The organism is Oceanisphaera arctica, assembly GCF_002936955.1.
Taxonomy (GTDB): domain Bacteria; phylum Pseudomonadota; class Gammaproteobacteria; order Enterobacterales; family Aeromonadaceae; genus Oceanimonas; species Oceanimonas arctica.
Genome location: NZ_MPZM01000023.1, coordinates 1 through 19,556 on the forward strand (window position 1 = coordinate 1; position 19,556 = coordinate 19,556).

Here is a 19,556-nt window from a genome sequence, read left to right on the forward strand (position 1 = left end):
TCGCCCTCGTGCGAGGCGGCTGGAGCAGGGCCGAGTCAAACCCGGTGCCCTGCTGCTGACCGCCGCCTTCCGGAGCCGGCCTGACCTGGGGCGCCGGCGTGATCCGCTGGGGCGATCGCGTCACCCCGCTGAGCCAGTCCGACGCCATTCTGGCGCCCTGCGAGCACAGCGCCCTGGAACTGCTGGCGCCGGCCATCGCAGGCTGCCGCCTGGCTCACGGCGACTAACGCCAGCAGCAAACCAAAATCACTACGCCGGCCATCGATGATCGCCTGATTAAGGTAATCTCCGAGCTGGCTGTCGTTGACGAGCAGGTTGGTGTTAAGTTCTGGCAGCAGAAAAAGTGCAAATATTAGGCATTTGAATGGTTATTGGCAGCAAATGCCATTTTATTAGCAAAAAATTACATTTCAGGGGTTCACAAGCCAAATCATTTTGGTAATATGCGCCCCACAAAGTGTGGAGGGGTTCCCGAGTGGCCAAAGGGATCAGACTGTAAATCTGACGGCTCAGCCTTCGCTGGTTCGAATCCAGCTCCCTCCACCATCTATTGTCAATCAATGCATTCTGTTGTTCATCAACACATATAGTGCCTTGATGTGGAAAGTAAAATTTAAAAACTGTTTAAAGGTTTTTATTTAAACAGGTAGAAGTTAACTCGTGGAGGGGTTCCCGAGTGGCCAAAGGGATCAGACTGTAAATCTGACGGCTCAGCCTTCGCTGGTTCGAATCCAGCTCCCTCCACCATCCTTTGAAAGCCGGTGCTCAGCACCGGCTTTTTTTATGTCTACTGAAAACTAGAAGCCTATCTCTTAGTCATAAATCGGCTGGCGGAATAAAGAGGTAACAGGGTTGCCTCCTCCGACACGCTTCAAGTAAATCCATGTAACGTTCAGCACATGACATCCGATCGCCAGGGACGGCGGGAGTGCCAGCATTGCAGGAGCTTTTGTTGGCCCTGTCATGTGACGGTCGAATGAGGCAATCCCCGCTGCTCCTTCTTAACGCCCGAGTTAACTGTTGGCATCATAAGCAGGCGACGCCGGAGCTTCAAGTAAGACAAAGGGATCTGCTCAGCCGACCATCCGCGCCACGGATGGCGCGGTTGAGCCTACAGGGATGTATTCACGACGAGTCGGCGGAGCGGGCCCTTTGTCCGATGTGCAAACATTGAGCGACAAAAAAAGCTGTTCTCCAGCTCTGGATTTGTGACTAAGAGACAGGCTAGAAGCTTCCCGCTTTCTATCCTTCAGGCTTTTCCTCTAACGCCTCCTCCAGCAATCGCTGCTGGTACTCCGGCGACTGGGTATGCCGCGCCAGCAACCGGTACATGGCCGGCACGATAAACAGCGTCAGCAGGGTCGCCAGTGATACGCCGGCAAACACCACTATACCCACCGCCTGTCGGCTTTCGGCCCCGGCGCCGCTGGCCAAAATCAGCGGAATGGCACCTGCCACTGTGGTAAAGGCGGTCATCAGTATGGGCCGCAGGCGCCGCACCGATGCCTCTATCAGCGCCTCGTCGAAAGGCCGGCCTCTGTCACGCAGCTGGTTGGCGAATTCCACGATCAGGATACCATTCTTGGTGACCAGCCCTATCAGCATCACCATGGCTATCTGACTGTATGCGTTGAGGGTCATCCCCGTCAGATAGAGCCCCAGCAGACCGCCGAGCAGCCCAAGCGGCACCGTCAGCAGTACGATAAAGGGATGAACAAAGCTCTCGAACTGAGCCGCCAGGATCAAAAATACCACCACCAGCGCCAGACCGAACACGAAGGCCACATCGCCCTGGTTGCTCTTGTACTCCAGCGACTCTCCCTTGTAATCGACGATGGCATAGTCGGGCAACTGCTCGCGCACCAAGCCATCCAGGTAGTCCAGCGCTTCCCCCAGACTGTAGTTACCGACCAGGTTGGCACTCAGGGTGATCGCCTTCTTGCGGTTGTAATGGTTCAGCGAGGGCGAGGCACCCTGCTCGGTCAGGGTGACCAGGTTATCCAGCGACACCAGGTCGCCGCCACCGGTGCGCAGATAGATGCCGCCCAGATCACTGAGTTGCCTGAAGGCGTCCTGCTGCCCCTTGAGATAGACATCAAACTCTTCCCCCTGGCGCGCATAGGTGGTGATGGCCTGACCGCCGAGCATAACGTTGAGGCTGTCGGCCACTTCGGTCACCGAAATCCCCAGCTTGGCCGCCCTTTGCTGATCCACATCCACCAACAGCTCGGGCTTGGTCTGGGCATAATCCAGATCCAGATCACTCAGGCCTAGGTTGTTTCGCGCCAACCGCCGCAACTGCTCGGCCCAGTCGTAGAGTTCGTCGTAATCGGCTCCGCCCAACACAAATTCCACCGGCGAGCTGGAGCCGCCGCGAATGGATGAGGGCAGTATCGGGATCACCAGAACATCGGCCACGTCGCGGGTCATACCACGAATTCGCCCGACAATGGCCTCGGCCGAGGGCTCCCGTTTATCCCAGGTTTCCAGGCTGGCGATAACCATGCCGCTGTTTACCCCGCCACCGAAGCCCGGGGTACGTACCGTCAGGCTGGTCACGGTGCCGTCTTGCTGCAAGGGGGCCAGTCGCGCTTCCACCTCGCCCATGGCCCGGCTCATCCGTTCGAAGCTGGCCCCTTCGGCCCCGCGCACCATGACGAATACCACGCCGCGGTCTTCTTTCGGGGTCAGGCTCTGCGACACCTCCCGGAACAGCAGGGTAATGAGTCCCAGCGCCAGCACCATGACTACCGGCGCCCACCAACGGTGACTCAGCTCGCTGCCAAGCAGGCGCCGGTAGCCCTTCTCCATTCGGGCAAAACCCGCGTCGAAACGGCTCGCCATCCAGCCCGGAGCCTGCCTTGGCTTAAGGATCTTGCTGGCCATCACCGGGGTCAGGGTCAGAGCCACCAGCGACGAAAAAGCCACTGCCCCGGCCAGCAACACCGCAAATTCGGTAAAGATGCGGCCTATGATGCCCCCCATGAACACAATAGGCAGAAAGACAGACACTAGGGTCAGAGTCGTGGCAATCACCGCAAAGCCCACCTCGCGCGTACCGTGATAGGCCGCCGCCAGCGGTGAGCGCCCCCGTTCCAGGTGATGGTGAATATTTTCCAGCACTACTATGGCGTCGTCCACCACCAGACCGATGGCCATGATCAGCGCCATCAGGGTGATCAGGTTAACCGAGTAACCCAGCGCATAGGCCAGTATAAAGGCACTGATCAGCGACACCGGAACCGTTACCGCCGGGAGCAGGGTGGCGCGTAACTGCCCCAGAAAGATATAAATCACCAATACCACCAGCCCCACCGTGATCATCAGGGTCTGATAGACCTCGCTGATGGCACTGTCGACAAACACCGAACTGTCGTAGGTCCAGGTCAGCTCGGCCCCCTCGGGCAGGAAAGGCTGCTGGGCAATGATCGCCCGCTTGACCTCGTCCACCACCTCCAGGGTGTTGGCCTGGGTCTGTTTGACGATGCCAAGCCCGACCACATTCTGGCCGTTGGAGCGAAACAGGGTATCTTCCGGCTTCTCCCCTTCCCATATCTCGGCCACATCGCCCAGATAGACCCTAGCGCCCGAGTCGATACGGCGAATACTCAGGGTGCTGAAGTTCACCGCCTGATCGTAGCCGCGCGGAATGCGGGCGGCGAAGTTCTGCTGGCTGTTTTCCAGGGTGCCGGCCGGCAGCTCCACGTTCTGGGCGCGCAGCGCGGAGCGGATGTCAGCCACCGTGACTCCACGCGAGGCCATGGCCACCGGATCCAGGCGCACGTTCATTACCCGTTCTTTACGTCCGCCCACCCAGACCGAGCTGACACCGTCGAGCAAGCTGAAACGGTCGGCCAGCACATTCTGGGCATAGTCACCCAGCGCCAGCGGCGACATACCGGTAGAGCGCAGCGTCACCCAGAGGATGACATCGTTACGCCCCGTGTCTTTGGTGACGATGGGGGCATCGGCGTCGTCGGGCAGGCTGCGGGAAGCCCGGGCCACCGCCTCGCGCACATCACTGGCGGCGTTATCCAGATCCCGCGCTGGATCGAATTCGATGGTAATGCTGGAACGGCCGTCGCTGGTGCTGGAGCTGATGAACTTGACCCCGCTGATACCCGACAACTCGTCTTCCAGCCGCTTGGTGACCTGAGCCTCCAGCACCCCGGCGCTGGCACCGGTATAATCGGTACGTACCGTCACCACCGGCGAGGTAGTGTCGGGCATTTCCCTGAGCGGTAACTCGAGAAAGGAAATCAACCCGAACACACACAGCATCAGGCTCAGTACTGTGGCCAGTACCGGGCGGGCAATGGACAGATCAGAGAGCTTCACTCTGCACCTCCACCAGCATGCCGTCCCGTACCTTGACCGTGCCTTCGCTGATCACCTGCTCGCCAAGGGTGAGTCCGTCGGCAATGGTTACCTGATCTCCCAGGTTACGGCCTATGCTCACGTCGCGCCGACTGACCTTACCCTCGTCATCCACCACAAATACGTAGCGCTGCTGGCCGGCATAGAGCAGGCTCTGGGTCGGGATCACCGCCTGGGTGCTGTTATCCACGGTCAGTTGCACCCGCATCAGCATGCCAGGTACCAGCAGACCCTCGCTGTTATCAAACAGCAGCCGAACCCGGGCATTGAGGGTATCCTCATCCACACTGGGGGCAATCACCGCCAGCTCACCGATAAAAATCTGCTCACCGTAGGCCAAGGTGCGCGCACTCAACTGATCGCCGACCTTGAGATGGCGAAAATATTTATCCGGTACCGCCAGATCCAGTTTGAGGCTACTCGCATCGAGCAGGTCCGCCACCGGGGTATTGGCCGCCAGCAGCATACCCGGCGCCACATCGCTCAACCCAATCACCCCGGCAAAGGGGGCCTTCAGGGTCAGGTAATCCGCCTGCACCCGGGCGGCCTGCAACTTGGCCTCGGCCATGGCCACCGCTGCCTGCTGGCCGTCCAGCTCGGTCTGGGTGACTGCCTTGCGTCGAAACAGGGTCTGAAAATTGTTGAACACGCGACGGGCGTCCATCAGTAACGCCTCGGCTTCACGCACCGTCGCCTGCGCGGCTCTGTCATCCAGGCTGAGCAGCACCTGATCTTTAATGATCACCTGTCCGGGCACAAAATGTACCCGGGTAACCCGCGCGCTCACCTGAGGCGCTATAGCCACCTGCTGGCTGGCCTTGAGGGTCCCGATCAACTCGATACCGGCCGTGATCGGCTGCTCCGTGACCCGCACCGTGGACACCACAGGAGCGCTCCGGGCCTGCACTGTCGTCGACATCATGGTCGACAGGACCAGCAGGCAGACAAACAAGAGTCCGGGATAGTGGTTATGAAGAAACATGTTTTTATTCCTTTGTTCACATTGGCCCTAGTGTACCCCTTTCACCCGGCCAGACTATGTCAGCCGCCGGCAAAGAGGTAACAAAGTGTGACAAAATCCCACTACTCTTAGTCGAAGACGCAACAAGGCTTAGTCGAAGACTCAGCAGGGATTAACCGAAGACACAACAAGCCGGCAGGAGCCTCGTTAAGGAGACAGCATGAAGCAGGGAAAAATTCTGATCACCGGGGTGGCCCAGGGTCTGGGGCTGGGCATGTGCCGCTACTTTCTGCAACACGACTACCAGGTTCTGGGAGTCGACATCGACAAGGACGCCCTCACCCGGCTGGACGAAACCGGGTTGCCCAGCTTGCAGTTGGTGCACCTTGATGTAAGCGAGGAAACCTCAGTACAGGCTCTGAGCCGACTGATTGAGCGTCAGTTCGGACAGCTCGACGGCATCATCAACAATGCCGCCCTCAGTCAGCCCCACAATGAGCCGTTGGCAGGATTGTCGCTGTCTCACTGGCAGCGGGTACTGGCGGTCAATCTCACCGGCCCCATGCTGATCAGCAAGCACATGGCCCCCCTGATGACACCGGGAGCTGCCATCATCAACATCGCCTCGACCCGGGCTCATCAGTCCGAGCCCGACAGCGAGGCCTATGCCGCGGCCAAGGGGGGCCTGATTGCCCTGACCCACGCCATGGCCATCAGCCTGGGGCCGGATGTTAGGGTCAACGCCATCAGTCCGGGCTGGATTGATGTCAGCCGGCTGCAGCCAAATCCGCAGGAGCCGGCCCCCAGCCTGCACGATCACGGCCAGCATCCGGCCGGCCGGGTGGGCGACGCCGAGGATGTGGCGGCGCTGGCACGCTTTCTGTTATCCGACGAAGCCGGCTTTATCACAGGACAGGAATACATTATCGACGGCGGCATGAGCAAACGGATGATCTATCCACAGGGACCGGCTGCCGACTGACCCCGGTTTCTGCTAGCATGGCGCCACCTTTTTAGATCAGGCGCCGTTATGAAAGTTGTTTCCTTCAATATCAATGGACTCAGGGCGCGTTTGCATCAATTGCAGGCGCTTATCGACAAACACCAACCGGACATCATAGGTCTGCAGGAAATCAAGGTTCACGACGACGCCTTTCCGCTGGCCGACGTGGAAGCCATGGGCTATCACGTGCATTTTCATGGCCAGAAAGCCCATTACGGCGTGGCCATGCTGAGCAAGCAGACGCCGCTGGAGATCCAGAAGGGCTTTCCCGGTGACGAAGAAGATGCCCAGCGCCGCATGATCATGGGGCGCTTTGCCCGCCCGGACGGCACCGAGCTGACCGTGCTCAACGGTTACTTCCCCCAAGGCGAAAATCGCAGCCACGAGACCAAGTTTCCCGCCAAGACCCGCTTTTACGCGGATCTTCAGCGCTACCTGACCGAACATCACCAGCCGGATGAGGCGGTTATCGTGATGGGTGATGTGAATATTTCCCATACAGATCTGGACATTGGCATCGGCGAGCCCAACCGCAAGCGCTGGCTGCGCGAGGGGAAATGTTCCTTCCTGCCGGAAGAGCGGGAGTGGATGGAGCGCCTGCTGAGCTGGGGATTAACCGATACCTGGCGGCTGCAGAACCCGCAGGAAAGCGAGCGTTACTCCTGGTTCGACTACCGCAGCAAGGGCTTCAACGACAATCGCGGCCTGCGTATCGACCTGATCCTCGCCACCCAGCCGCTGGTCGACCAATTGATCGATACCGGTATCGACTACGAACTGCGCGGCATCGAAAAGCCCTCGGATCACGCCCCCATCTGGGCCACCTTTGGCTGAGCCAGAACCCCTTGCCTTGCACCCCATTGTTGTTCTGACACTCTCAATGCTAAGGGAAGGGAGCTGTTTGCCCCTCCCCCTTGGCTGCGGGGTTACAGACATAACAGCGGGTTTGCGCCAGGGGGAGGCTGGGGGGGGGTGTCGTTTCGGCCGAAGCATCGAACCTGCGGAACATGCCAATATTCTGCAGTAACCCCTCCCCAACCCTCCCCTTGCGTTGCACCCCGTCGTCATCCTGCCAAATTCGAGGCTAAGGGGAGGGAGTAGATCTGCCCGCTACAGCCCCAGTATTTCCTTGGCGAAAGGAATGCTGAGCTTGCGCTTGGCCTGAAAGGAGGCGTTGTCGAGCAGGTCGAGGGCAGCGAGCAGGGTGCTCATATCACGGGACAGCCGGTTGAGCAGGAAGCGGCCGACGTCGGTGGGCAACTTGAAGCCTCGCAGCTCGGATCTGAGCTGCAGGGCGCTGAGCTTGCCTTCGTCATCCAGAGGTTTCAGCTGATAGGCCACGCCCCAGTCGAGGCGCGAAGCCAAGTCCGGCAAGCCCAGTCCCAGGTTGCGCGGCGCGTTGATGGCGCTGATCACCAGAGAGCCCGAGGCCCGATCGCGACGGCGATTGAAGAAGTTGAACACCGCCCGCTCCCACTCTTCCACACCGGCAATGGCATCCAGGTTATCCAGACACACCAGCGCCAGCAGCTCCATGCCGTCCAGTAGTCGGGGCGACATGTTCTGATAGCTGTCGAGAGAGATATAGGCTGCGGTCTCACCTTCGCCATCCAGCTCGGCACAGGAGGCATGCAGAAGATGAGAGCGGCCACTGCCTTGCTGGCCCCAGAAATACAGCAGCTCGTCACCCTGACCGATGGCCGCGTTTTTAAGGGCGGTGATCAGCTGAGCGTTATCACCCGGATAAAAACTGGCAAAGGTTTCATCGTCCGGCAGCTGTACCGCCAGTGCCAACTGGGCTGGCTGGTTATCTTCTTCATCACCGTTAATCACGCTTGGCTCCCGACCAGCTGAATTCCCGCTCACCGGTCACGGCAAGTCCGTTCATGGTGGTTAGCGCCTGCAGCACAGCGGCACGAGAGCCCGGCACACTCAGACGATAACGCCCCTGAGAGCCGGCACTGTCGATAACATAGACAGTTCCCACACCATCGAGCTGACGCAACTTGCGCTCCAGCAGCACAGAGTCGGAATACCGATGCAGGCCGGAGACCACTATGGTCAGCTCGCCGCTTGCATCAACCTCGGCCAACAAGGGCTGTATCGGCGCCGGATTATCTTGCCGAGGCGCCCGCTTTTGTCCGTTCTTTTCAACCCAGTAACGATTGAGACGCGCCATCAGTTCGGTCACCGCATCTGCACCCGAGACCAGCTTGCCTTGCGCCAGTTTGCCTTGCAACAAGGGCTGCTCTTGTTCGGAGCCGAACAGCTGCCAGCGACCGCCTCCTGCGCCCTGCTCGACGGCAAGCCAGTAATCGGCACCGTAGCGCCGGCTGGCCTCGCGCAGGGGCTTGGCATCAAACAACTCGCGGGCGTCCAGCGTCATGTGCTCCTCCAGATCCCACAGCGGCCACAGCAGCGGCATCTGATAGGCTGAAGAGGCCCGCCGCCAGGCACGATTTGCCTCGTTACGGCCACGGCCATCTTTCGATAACCACACCAGCACAGTAGGCCTTGGCGCCAGTAAGAACGGCAACTCGGCGCTTTGCAGCAAGGCCAGCAGCTCCTCTTCGTTGAACACGGCGTTATAACCTGAGCCTGACGGTTCGGACTGCAAATAGCGCGACAAATCACGCCGGGCTTCATCCTGTGCCCAGGAGCCATTGGCCCGACCGCCGGTCAGGCGATCCAGCACCAGCTCCACCGCCTGCGTACGCGCCTCGCTCCGGTTATAGGGTGCCGGGTCCAGATTAACCTCAAACACCGACTGAGCAGACGCGGCGGCGGAACATAGCAGCAGCGTCGTCAGTAACAGATTTTTCAACATCAAGTTGCCACGTTTAAAAAGCATAAGGCGCATGATAACCACAGACGTTAGCGCAAACCAGACTCAATGGGGCTGTGTTCTCGGCAACACCAGGTTGAGCAGTATGCCGACGATGCCGCACAGGCTGATGCCCTGCAGGCTGAAACCGCCGATACCGAAGGCCATGCCACCGATGCCGAAGATCAGGATCACCGCCACTATACACAGGTTGCGCGCATGAGACAGATCCACCTGATGCTTAATCAGGCTGTTCAGGCCCACGGTAGCGATAGAGCCGAACAGCAGTATCATGATGCCGCCCATCACCGGGGTCGGAATGCTCAGCATCAGGGCCCCGAATTTACCGACGAAGGCCAGTACGATGGCAAAGCCCGCCGCCCAGGTCATGATCACCGGGTTGAAGTTCTTGGTCAGCATCACGGCACCGGTCACTTCGGAATAGGTGGTGTTGGGCGGGCCGCCGAACAGCGACGCACCAACCGTGGCCAGGCCGTCGCCGAGCAGAGTGCGGTGCAGCCCCGGCTTCTTGATATAGTCTTTGCCGGTGACCGAGCTGATGGCCAGTACATCACCGATATGCTCGATGGCCGGTGCTATCGCCACCGGCAGCATGAACAGCACGGCGTGCCAGTTCCATTCGGGGGCAACGAAGTGCGGCAGAGAGAACCAGGCCGCCTCGCGTACCGGGGTAAAGTCGACCACCCCGAACCACAGCGCCAGGCCATAACCCACAGAGATACCGGCGGTAATGGGCACCAGGCGAAACACCCCTTTCGCTACCGTGGATACCAGCAATGTGGTGGCCAGGGCCGACAGAGACAGCCACAGCGCTATATTGTGCGGCATCATCTCGGCCGAGCCGTCACCGGTCTTGCCGATGGCCATATTCACCGCCATCGGCGCCAGGCCCAGGCCAATGACCATGATCACCGGTCCTACCACCACCGGCGGCAACAGCCGGGTCAGCAGGCCGGTGCCACGCCAGCGAACCAGCTGACTGAGCAGTACGTACATGACCCCGGCCGCCATCAGGCCGCTCATGGTGGCGGGAATGCCCCAGGTTTGTACGCCATACAGAATGGGCGCGATAAAGGCGAAAGAAGACGCCAGAAAAATCGGTACCTGACGCTTGGTGCACAGCTGAAAAATCAGGGTGCCGAAGCCGGCAGTGAACAAGGCCACATTGGGATCCAACCCGGTGATCAGCGGCATCAGTACCAGGGCGCCAAAGGCCACAAACAACATCTGGGAGCCGGCCAGTGCCTGGCGCAGCGGAGTATTGGCCGCACTCTGGCTGTGGGCCAGAGCGTCGGGTTGATTTGCTGAACTCATTAATATTTACCTTGTTCGAACGGAAAAAAACCGGCCTGCGCCGGTTTTGACTTACTTGGTACCAAAAATCTTGTCGCCGGCATCACCGAGGCCGGGAATGATATAGCCGTGCTCGTCGAGCCGCTCGTCGACGGAAGCACAGTACAACTCTACATCCGGATGAGCCTGTTCCAGCGCCTTGAGTCCTTCCGGCGCCGCCACCAGCACAATCACTTTGAAATGCTGGCAGCCTTTTTCCTTCAACAGGTCGATGGTGGCAATCATGGAGCCACCGGTGGCCAGCATGGGATCCACAATCAGCGCCATCCGCTCGTCGATATTGCTGACCAGCTTGTTGAAATAGTGCACCGGCTGCAGGGTTTCTTCATCACGATAAACCCCCACCACGCTGACCCGGGCGCTCGGCATATGCTCCAGCACCCCGTCCATCATGCCCAGACCGGCACGCAGAATCGGCACTACGGTGACTTTCTTGCCCTTGAGCTGATCCACATCGGTCGGGCCGTTCCAGCCATTGATGGTGGTTTTTTCGGTTTCAAAATCGGCAGTGGCCTCATAGGTCAGCAGGCTGCCAACTTCTTTTGCCAGTTCACGAAAGCGTTTGGTACTGATGTCGGCTTCCCGCATCAGACCCAGCTTGTGTTTCACCAAAGGGTGCTTAACCTCAACGACTTTCATCAACTTACTCTCCCGACGCACTGAACTGTATGCACATGCACAAAAAAACCGCGGGACTTTAGCATAAAATAGCGCCCTACGGCAGACATTCAGGGTAAATTTTAGCAAAGGATGTCGTCTTCTTCCTGTTTAGCCTTGTTCAGGTCCTTACTTTACAAAATCGGCGTCTGCCAGCTCCGCCGCATTACCTCCTCATCAGACAATGCAGAATCATCCACTGGCCACGCCACCGCAGGTTTCGGCTTCGATTGAAAAACATTCGCTTTAAGAACATGGCCCAACGGGCCAACGCCGGTGGCACTGCCTCGCGCATTAAATTAGAATAGCGGCCGAAACAGTGACTAACAGCCGGCAACGGTGCCAACAGCCGCCAACAAGAGCCAACTGGTACTAGATCCGCTCCTAAATAAAATGACAAGGTAACCACTCGTGACGCAGAAAAAACCCCTGAGCTATAAAGATGCCGGTGTAGATATCGATGCCGGTAACGCCCTGGTTGAACGCATCAAAGGCGTCAGCCGTCGCACTCAACGCCCGGAAGTCATGGGTGGACTCGGGGGCTTCGGTGCCCTGTGCCAGCTGCCGACCGGCTACAAGGAACCGGTACTGGTTGCCGGAACCGACGGCGTAGGTACCAAGCTGCGACTGGCCATCGATCTCAAGCGTCATCAGGGCGTGGGTATCGACTTGGTCGCCATGTGCGTGAATGACCTGATTGTGCAGGGCGCCGAGCCACTGTTCTTCCTCGACTACTACGCCACCGGCAAGCTGGACGTAGACACCGCTGCCGACGTGGTCACCGGCATTGGCGCTGGCTGCGAGCTGAGCGGTTGTGCCCTGATTGGCGGTGAAACCGCCGAAATGCCCGGCATGTACGAAGCCGGCGACTACGACCTGGCAGGTTTTTGTGTTGGCGTAGTAGAAAAAAGCGGAATTATCGACGGCACCAAAGTCGCCGCCGGTGATGCTCTGATCGCGCTGGGCTCTAGCGGCCCCCACTCCAACGGCTACTCTCTGGTTCGCAAGATTCTGGAAGTCAGCAAGGCCGATCTGCAACAGCCGCTGGGTGACGCCACCCTGGCCGATGCGCTGATGGAGCCGACCCGCATCTACGTGAAGCCGGTGCTGGAGCTGATCAAGCAGTTTGATATTCATGCACTGAGCCACATTACCGGTGGCGGCTTCTGGGAAAATATTCCTCGCGTACTGCCCAAGGGCGCCAAAGCCGTGATTGACGGTGCCAGCTGGCAGTGGCCAGAAGTGTTCAGCTGGTTGCAAGCCGCCGGCAACGTAGAAACCACAGAAATGTATCGCACCTTCAACTGTGGTGTAGGCATGGTTATCGCCCTGCCTGCCGATCAGGCCGAGGCTGCCGTCAAGTTTATGCAAGACGCCGGCGAGCAATGCTGGGTTATTGGCAACATCGATAACGCCGCAGACGGTGAAGAGCAGGTCGAAATAAAATGACCCGCATCGTCGTCCTGATCTCCGGCGATGGCAGTAATCTGCAGGTGCTGCTGGATCAGGCCGCCGCCGGCCAGCTTGGCGGCGACGTGGTCGCGGTCGTCAGCAACAAGGCCGAGGCCTATGGTCTGGAGCGTGCCCGCATGGCGGGCGTCGCCACCGCCGTGCTGTCCAACAAGGACTACGCCGACCGGGACAGCTTCGATGCGACGCTGATGGCGCTTATCGACGGCTATCAACCTGACTTGGTGGTGCTGGCCGGCTTTATGCGCATCCTCACCCCCGGCTTTGTGCGTCACTACGCAGGCCGCATGCTCAACATACACCCGTCGCTGCTGCCCCGTTATCAGGGGCTGCATACGCACCAAAGAGCCATCGAAGCGGGAGATGAGGAGCATGGCTGCAGCGTGCACTTTGTCACCGAAGAGCTGGACGGCGGCCCCGTGGTGTTGCAGGCAAGGGTACCCATCTTTGCCGGTGACGATGAAGCCATCGTTGCCAAGCGGGTGCGGGTGCAGGAGCACGCCATTTATCCGCTGGTGGTGCGCTGGTTCTGCGAAGGTCGCCTGGTGATGCAGCAAGGTAACGTCTTTTTAGACGGCGCCCTGCTGCCGGCTCAGGGACACGCCGGAGACTGATGCTCTCCCACTACTGAAAAAGCGCGCTTGTGGTGACACAAGCGCGCTTTTTGTTGTGTGAATACGACGGAGTGTTCGGTTCGGACAAAGGGCCCGCTCCACCGACACGCCATATGACCTGACACTCACAGTTTCAGCCAACTGCGAACATTCACTGGATGTTCGGTCAGGCTGAAACCGTTCGTCACGGCGAGTAAACCCGCCCCATGGGGGCTCTCTGTTTCATCCCTGAAACAGAAGGTCGGTGGAGCAGATCCCTTTGTCCTCCTTGATGCTCCGGCGTCGCCTGTTGGCGCCATCTGCAGAGAACTCGGTGTTCCAGAAGAAGCAACAGGGATTACCTCAGCCGACCGTCACATGACAGGGACGGAAAGTGCTCCTGCCATTCCGTCATTTCCGCCGTCCCTGGCGGTCAGATGTTATGTGCCGAGCGTTACATGGGGCAAGCTTGTCTTGCCGCGACGAATTGTTTCAACCTGACCGAACATCCAGTGAATGTTCGCAGTAGGTTGAAGCAATGAGTATCATATCCCGTAGCGTGTCGGGGGAGGTAGCCCTGTTGCCTCTTTGACTCGCACAAGCTCACAGATCGGTAGCCGCGATCCGTTCACCCAGCAGGAAGAGGTTGAACTCGCCCGGTTGCATCTTGTGCCACTGCTCGTTGTTGGTCAGCGGCTGGGTGGCTATCACGGTCACGATATCGTTGGGCGTGGTTTCTTTCTGAAAGTCGATTTCCACTTCTTCGTCGATCAGCCGGGCCGGGCCGAAGGGTGCACGCCGCGTGATCCAGTGCAGGTTGTTGCTGCAATAGGTCATCAGGTACTCGCCGTCGGTGAGCAGCATGTTGAACACCCCCAAGGCGCGCAGCTGATCACACAGGCCGGCCACATAACGGAACATCGCAGCCATATCATCGGGCCTGGTGGGGTACTGACGCTCCATGGCATCCAGAATCCAGCAAAAGGCGAGTTCGCTGTCGGTTTCGCCCACCGGATTGTGACGACCGGTTTCAAGATGGTCGTAGCCGCTCAGCTGGCCGTTGTGGGCAAAGGTCCAGTAACGGCCCCACAGCTCCCGGGTAAAGGGGTGGGTATTTTCCAGCGCGATGCCGCCCCGGTTGGCCTGCCGGATATGGCTGACCACAGAGCAGCTCTTGATCGGATATTCCTGCACCAGTTTGGCGATGCGGGACTGGCTGGACGGCTGCGGATCCTTGAAGGTACGCAGCCCCTTGCCCTCGTAAAACACGATACCCCAGCCATCCTTGTGCGGGCCGGTACGGCCGCCTCGCTGCATCAGACCAGTAAAGCTGAAGCAGATATCGGTGGGTACGTTGGCGCTCATCCCTAGCAATTCACACATATCGCTTACTCTTGCTCCATTTCTTTTTCGACCAGCTGGATCAGGATATGAATGATCTTGATATGCACTTCCTGAATGCGGTCCGCATAACCGAAGTGAGGCACCCGGATTTCCACATCCGCCAAGCCGGCCATCTTGCCACCGTCTTTACCGGTCAGGGCGATGACCTTGATACCCTTGGCCTTGGCCGCTTCGATGGCCTTGAGAATATTGCCCGAATTACCGCTGGTAGAGAGGCCGAACAGCACGTCGCCTTCTCGCCCCACCGCTTCCAGGTAGCGGGAAAACACATATTCGAAACCGAAGTCGTTGGCGACACAAGACAGATGGCTGGGATCGGAGATGGCGATGGCCGGGTAGCCGGGCCGATTTTCCCGGTAGCGACCGGTCAGCTCTTCGGCAAAATGCATGGCATCGCAATGAGAGCCACCGTTACCGCACGACAAGACCTTGCCACCGGCCTTGAAGCTGTCGGCCAGCAATTTGGCGCCCTGCTCGATGGCCTGAATGTTGGCGTCGTCGGCCAGAAAGCGATTCAACACGTCGGCGGCGTCGGTCAGTTCGCTACGGATCAGACTCTGATACATGAAATTGCCTCTCACTCACGATAAAAGGGCATTTTGGCACAAGTCACCAGCGGCGGGAAGCCAGGCGCCGCCTTCCACCGCCAGCCGACCCGACGCAGTTGGCGGGGCCAGGCCGAATACTGCTATTTTTTAACCTCGGCGCAGCTTGATTTAAACATCCGTATGAATTAAAACTAGACTCACCCAAGAGGTCGGACCTCACCGAATGCACATGCCGGCAAAAGTGCAGATGCCGACAAAGGAGTTATTCATGATTACCCTACTGCTACTGCTGATTTCCTGGGCCATTCTGGCTTATCACCGGTCCCGCCTGAAAACAACGACGTTGATCACCGCCCTGGTACTGGCGGTGGGTACCCTGCTGGGTGAAGTGAGCCCCGCCTGCTGGCTGGTGTTTGCCGTACTGGCAACCCTGCTGAATCTGCCCCCCTTGCGCGCCGGTTTGCTCAGCCGTCCCTTGTTCTCCTCCTACAAGAAGCTGATGCCGGAGATGTCTTCCACCGAGCGGGAAGCCATCGAGGCCGGCACCACCTGGTGGGAAGCCGAGCTGTTTCGCGGTAAACCGGACTGGGAAACCCTGCACAACTACCCCAAACCGCAACTCGGCGAGGCAGAACAGGCTTTCATGGACGGTCCGGTAGAAGAAGTATGCCGCATGACCAACGACTGGGAGGTGACCCACGAGCGCGCCGACCTACCGCCCGACGTGTGGGATTACCTGAAAAAGCACGGCTTCTTCGCCATGATCATCGAAAAGCAGTATGGCGGCCTGGCATTTTCCGCCTATGCCCAGTCCCGTGTGCTGCAAAAGCTATGCAGCACCAGTGCCGTGTTGGCCTCTACCGTGGGCGTGCCCAACTCCCTCGGCCCGGGCGAGCTGCTGCAGGAATACGGCACCCGGGAGCAAAAGGATCACTACCTGCCTCGGCTGGCCCGCGGCGAAGACATTCCCTGCTTTGCCCTGACCGGCCCGGAGGCGGGCTCGGACGCCGGGGCCATTCCCGATGTGGGCGTGGTCTGCATGGGCGACTGGCAGGGCGAGCAGGTGCTGGGCATGCGCCTGACCTGGAACAAGCGCTACATCACCCTGGCCCCCGTCGCCACCGTGCTCGGGCTGGCGTTCAAGTTGAAAGACCCGGAAGGCTGGCTGGGCGACGAGACGGATCTCGGCATCACCTGCGCCCTGATCCCTACCGCCACATCCGGAGTAAAGATAGGTCGCCGTCATTTTCCGCTGAACGTGCCCTTCCAGAACGGTCCTACCCAGGGCCAGGATGTGTTCGTGCCCATCGACTTCATCATCGGCGGCCAGCAGATGGCCGGCCAGGGCTGGCGCATGCTGGTAGAGTGCCTCTCGGTAGGACGCGGCATTACCCTGCCCTCTACCGGTACCGCTGGTACCCGGGTCTCGGCGCTGGCCTCCGGCGCCTACAGCCGCATTCGTCGTCAGTTCCGGCTGCCGATCGGCAAGATGGAAGGTATCGAAGAGCCGCTGGCCCGCTTGGGCGGCAACGCCTATCTGTCCGATGCGGCCAGCATGCTGACCGTAACCGGTATCGATCTGGGCGAAAAGCCCTCGGTGGTGTCGGCCATCGTAAAATATCACCTCACCGACCGCAGCCAGCGCAGCCTTATCGACGCCATGGACATTCACGGCGGCAAGGGCATTTGCATGGGGCCCAGCAACTACCTGGCCCGGGGCTATCAGGGCGCTCCCATCGCCATCACGGTCGAAGGCGCAAACATCCTGACTCGCAGCATGATCATCTACGGCCAAGGCGCCATTCGCTGCCATCCTTATGTGCTGGCAGAGATGCTGTCGGTGCAGGAGCCGGATGCTGGCAAGGCCCTGGCGCAATTTGACCAGGCGGTATTCGGCCATATCGGCTTTGCCATCGGTAATCTGGTGCGTAGCATCTGGTTTGGCTTTACCGGTGCCCGTTTCAGCCAGACACCGGTTCGCGACGATACTGCCTCTTATTACCGCCAGATGAACCGGCTCAGCGCCAACCTTAGCCTGTTGTCGGATGTAGCCATGGCCAGTCTGGGCGGTGAACTCAAACGCAAGGAGCGACTGTCGGCCCGCCTCGGCGATGTGCTAAGTCAGCTGTATCTGGTGTCTGCCACCCTCAAGCGGTTCAACGACGAGGGCCGCCCTGCCGAGGTGCTGCCGCTGGTACACTGGGCCAGTCAGGACGGCTTGTACCGAGCGCAGGTCGCCTTGGTGGAGCTGCTCGACAACTTCCCGACTCGTGGCCTTGGCGCCACCCTCAAGTTTCTGTTGATGCCCTATGGCGCGCCGTTCAAGCGGCCATCGGACAAACTCGATCATCAGGTGGCCCGCGCCCTGCAAACACCGGGGCTGGCTCGGGACGGTATCGGCCATGGCCTCTATCTGGCCGCCGAAGCCGGCAATCCGCTCGGCATGCTGGAGCAGGCCTTCACCGATATCATCGCCGCCGAGCCGGTGTTCGACAAGGTCACTCAGACCCTGGGACGTCGTTCTTTCACCAATCTGGATCAGCTGGCACAAGAAGCTCTGACCGCCGGCATCATCAGCAAGGAAGAAGCCGCCCTGCTGAAAGAGGCAGAAGTCAGCCGGTTGCGCACCATCAACGTGGACGACTTCGATCCGCAGGAGCTGGTGGCCAACAAGGCGCTGTTTAACGATGCCATGCTGAACAAGAACACTTGATTGGCGCTGGTCACTCGGAACTTTTTGAGTACAATATTAAAATACTTTTAATACAATTAACTCACAGGTCTGGCACATGGTCGTAAAATCCCGTATCGCAGCATTAATCAACCATTTGCAGCAAGGACTGCTGGAACGGGACACCCCAGCCAGGCTGGCGTTGCTGGCGGCCTTGTCCGGTGAACACCTGCTGTTGCTGGGGCCGCCCGGTACCGCCAAGAGCGAGCTGGCCCGCCGCCTGCACACCTTGGTGGACGATAGCCGTTACTTCGAGCGGTTGCTGACCCGCTTTTCGGTGCCGGAAGAGCTGTTCGGCCCTCTTTCTATCAAGGCCCTGGAGCAGGACCGCTACCTGCGTCAGACCAAGGGCTACCTGCCGGAAGCCGCCATCGCCTTTATCGATGAAATCTTCAAGGCCAACAGCGCCATCCTCAACAGCCTGCTGACCCTGCTCAACGAACGTCAGTTCGACAACGGCAGCGAACGACTCGGGGTGCCGCTGATTTCGGTGATCGCCGCCAGTAACGAGTTACCCGACGGAGCCGAACTGAACGCCCTCTACGATCGCTTTCTGCTGCGTTTTCAAGTGGCACCGATACAGGACGACAGCTTTACCGCCCTGCTGACCCTGAATCATGACTATCAGGAGCCGCCGACCGAGCTGCGTCTGAGCAACGATGATCTGACCGCCATCCGTGACGGGGCCGAGCAGCTGCCGCTGGCCGATGCGCTGATCCGCCTGCTACACAGCCTGCGCACCTTTCTGGCCGAGCAGGAAATTTCGGTATCGGACCGACGCTGGCGCAAGGTGGTCAAGCTGCTCAAGGTGTCCGCCTTCTGCAACAATGAGCCCGAAGCCGGCTTGTTCGATACCTGGCTGCTGCCCCATTGCCTGTGGCAGCAACCGGATCAGTTCGAGCGGCTGAACGACTGGCTGCACCGGCATATCGCCGCCGATCCGGGCTTCAGCCCCGAACTGATTACCGAGCTGGTCGACAGCTGGCAGCAGCGTCTGGAGCAGGATGCGGATCCGGTGTTACCGGCGCTGAACGAACAGGGTTATCAGCTGTATCTGGACGAACAGGGGCAGCCGGTGACCGAGGCCAGGGGCCAGCGGCCACGTCGCAATGCCAGCGGTGATCTGCTCTATCGTCAGCCCCGGCTGCCGGACGCCAGCTTCACCGCCGATGAAATTCGCAACCTGGGCGGTAATCTGGATCAGTATCAGCCGCTACTGGAAAGCTATCAGCGCCCCACAGCCCTGCAGCCCAAGGCCTGGCCGGCGGCGCATATCGCCTCTCGCCTGCGCCAGCTCGATGAACGCATCGACGAGCTGACCCATTATCTGGGCTGGCTCGGCCAGCAACTACACGGGCTGGCGGAACGACTGCGCCAGCACCTGTGGCTGGAGCAGGAGCTCGCCACCCAGGCCCAGCGACAACTGGAGCGCCAGCAACAGCAACTGGACCAGCAACGGGAACGGTTACAGCAGCTTCGTAGAGACTTTTCCGCCCTGCCGGTCGAGGGCTGAATCGTGATTGCCCCTCTGCCGTCCGGGCTGACGCCACTGGCGCTGATCCGGAAAATCTCTTTGCGCTGGTAGTCACTCATCCGCTCGGCAGCCTCTTGCCC

General features: G+C 59.5%; 14 protein-coding genes, 2 tRNA genes and 2 pseudogenes. 9 read left to right on the forward strand and 9 right to left on the reverse strand.

Annotated elements, in window-relative coordinates:
- Nucleotides 1–227 (forward strand): annotated as a pseudogene (locus UN63_RS17315) (3-oxoacyl-[acyl-carrier-protein] synthase III C-terminal domain-containing protein); the annotation flags it as partial.
- Nucleotides 228–263: 36 nt separating this feature from the next.
- On the opposite strand, the pseudogene UN63_RS17480 reads toward UN63_RS17315, so the two are convergent.
- A pseudogene (locus UN63_RS17480) lies at nt 264–353 on the reverse strand (hypothetical protein); the annotation flags it as partial.
- Between the two features lie 108 nt (nt 354–461).
- Between UN63_RS17480 and UN63_RS10850 the strand changes: the two are divergent.
- Nucleotides 462–546: transfer RNA gene (locus UN63_RS10850), tRNA-Tyr, on the forward strand.
- Nucleotides 547–662: 116 nt separating this feature from the next.
- Nucleotides 663–747, forward strand: a tRNA-Tyr gene (locus tag UN63_RS10855).
- Between the two features lie 495 nt (nt 748–1,242).
- On the opposite strand, the gene UN63_RS10860 is transcribed toward UN63_RS10855, so the two are convergent.
- Together UN63_RS10860 and UN63_RS10865 are read right to left on the reverse strand one after the other, a co-directional pair.
- A complete protein-coding gene (locus UN63_RS10860; RefSeq protein ID WP_104486780.1) occupies nt 1,243–4,338 on the reverse strand; it encodes an efflux RND transporter permease subunit in 3,096 nt (1,031 codons plus the stop codon).
- Nucleotides 4,325–5,359: an efflux RND transporter periplasmic adaptor subunit gene (locus UN63_RS10865; RefSeq protein WP_104486781.1), complete on the reverse strand. Its 1,035-nt coding sequence runs from the start codon at nt 5,357–5,359 to the stop codon at nt 4,325–4,327. Before UN63_RS10865 ends, UN63_RS10860 begins: the two co-directional genes overlap by 14 nt.
- A gap of 199 nt (nt 5,360–5,558) precedes the next feature.
- Between UN63_RS10865 and UN63_RS10870 the strand changes: the two genes are divergently transcribed.
- Both UN63_RS10870 and xthA read left to right on the forward strand, forming a co-directional pair.
- Complete coding sequence (locus UN63_RS10870) at nt 5,559–6,320, forward strand: SDR family oxidoreductase (RefSeq protein ID WP_104486782.1); 762 nt, start codon at nt 5,559–5,561, stop codon at nt 6,318–6,320.
- A 48-nt stretch (nt 6,321–6,368) separates the two neighbouring features.
- Nucleotides 6,369–7,175, forward strand: coding sequence for an exodeoxyribonuclease III (xthA, locus tag UN63_RS10875; RefSeq protein ID WP_104486783.1), 807 nt, complete (start codon nt 6,369–6,371; stop codon nt 7,173–7,175).
- Nucleotides 7,176–7,451: 276 nt separating this feature from the next.
- Here the strand turns inward: xthA and hda are convergent, their stop codons facing one another.
- From hda to upp, 4 genes are all read right to left on the reverse strand, one after another.
- Nucleotides 7,452–8,174: a DnaA inactivator Hda gene (gene hda / locus UN63_RS10880; protein ID WP_373294608.1), complete on the reverse strand. Its 723-nt coding sequence runs from the start codon at nt 8,172–8,174 to the stop codon at nt 7,452–7,454.
- Entirely contained in the window at nt 8,167–9,168 is a 1,002-nt protein-coding gene (locus UN63_RS10885; protein WP_181068231.1) for a DUF2066 domain-containing protein, read from the reverse strand. The genes hda and UN63_RS10885 overlap by 8 nt, the downstream gene beginning before the upstream one ends.
- Before the next feature lie 63 nt (nt 9,169–9,231).
- Nucleotides 9,232–10,500, reverse strand: coding sequence for a uracil-xanthine permease family protein (locus UN63_RS10890; protein ID WP_104486785.1), 1,269 nt, complete (start codon nt 10,498–10,500; stop codon nt 9,232–9,234).
- A 51-nt stretch (nt 10,501–10,551) separates the two neighbouring features.
- The gene (gene upp, locus UN63_RS10895; protein ID WP_104486786.1) at nt 10,552–11,178 is read right to left on the reverse strand and encodes a uracil phosphoribosyltransferase; all 627 of its coding nucleotides are present in this window, start codon (nt 11,176–11,178) and stop codon (nt 10,552–10,554) included.
- A 429-nt stretch (nt 11,179–11,607) separates the two neighbouring features.
- Here upp and purM point away from each other — a divergent pair, with 429 nt between their 5' ends.
- Nucleotides 11,608–12,645, forward strand: coding sequence for a phosphoribosylformylglycinamidine cyclo-ligase (gene purM / locus UN63_RS10900; RefSeq protein WP_104486787.1), 1,038 nt, complete (start codon nt 11,608–11,610; stop codon nt 12,643–12,645).
- On the forward strand, nt 12,642–13,280 hold the full coding sequence (purN, locus tag UN63_RS10905; protein WP_104486788.1) for a phosphoribosylglycinamide formyltransferase: 639 nt from the start codon (nt 12,642–12,644) through the stop codon (nt 13,278–13,280). The genes purM and purN overlap by 4 nt, the downstream gene beginning before the upstream one ends.
- A gap of 582 nt (nt 13,281–13,862) precedes the next feature.
- Here purN and UN63_RS10910 read toward each other — a convergent pair.
- Nucleotides 13,863–14,642, reverse strand: coding sequence for a class II glutamine amidotransferase (locus UN63_RS10910; RefSeq protein ID WP_104486789.1), 780 nt, complete (start codon nt 14,640–14,642; stop codon nt 13,863–13,865).
- 5 nt (nt 14,643–14,647) lie between these two features.
- Nucleotides 14,648–15,229, reverse strand: a complete 582-nt coding sequence (gene lpcA, locus UN63_RS10915) for a D-sedoheptulose 7-phosphate isomerase (protein WP_104486790.1) — start codon at nt 15,227–15,229, stop codon at nt 14,648–14,650.
- A 250-nt stretch (nt 15,230–15,479) separates the two neighbouring features.
- Between lpcA and fadE the strand changes: the two genes are divergently transcribed.
- Together fadE and UN63_RS10925 are read left to right on the forward strand one after the other, a co-directional pair.
- A complete protein-coding gene (gene fadE, locus UN63_RS10920; protein ID WP_104486791.1) occupies nt 15,480–17,924 on the forward strand; it encodes an acyl-CoA dehydrogenase FadE in 2,445 nt (814 codons plus the stop codon).
- Nucleotides 17,925–18,000: 76 nt separating this feature from the next.
- Nucleotides 18,001–19,455, forward strand: a complete 1,455-nt coding sequence (locus tag UN63_RS10925) for an AAA family ATPase (protein WP_104486792.1) — start codon at nt 18,001–18,003, stop codon at nt 19,453–19,455.
- Nucleotides 19,456–19,556 lie beyond the last annotated feature (101 nt).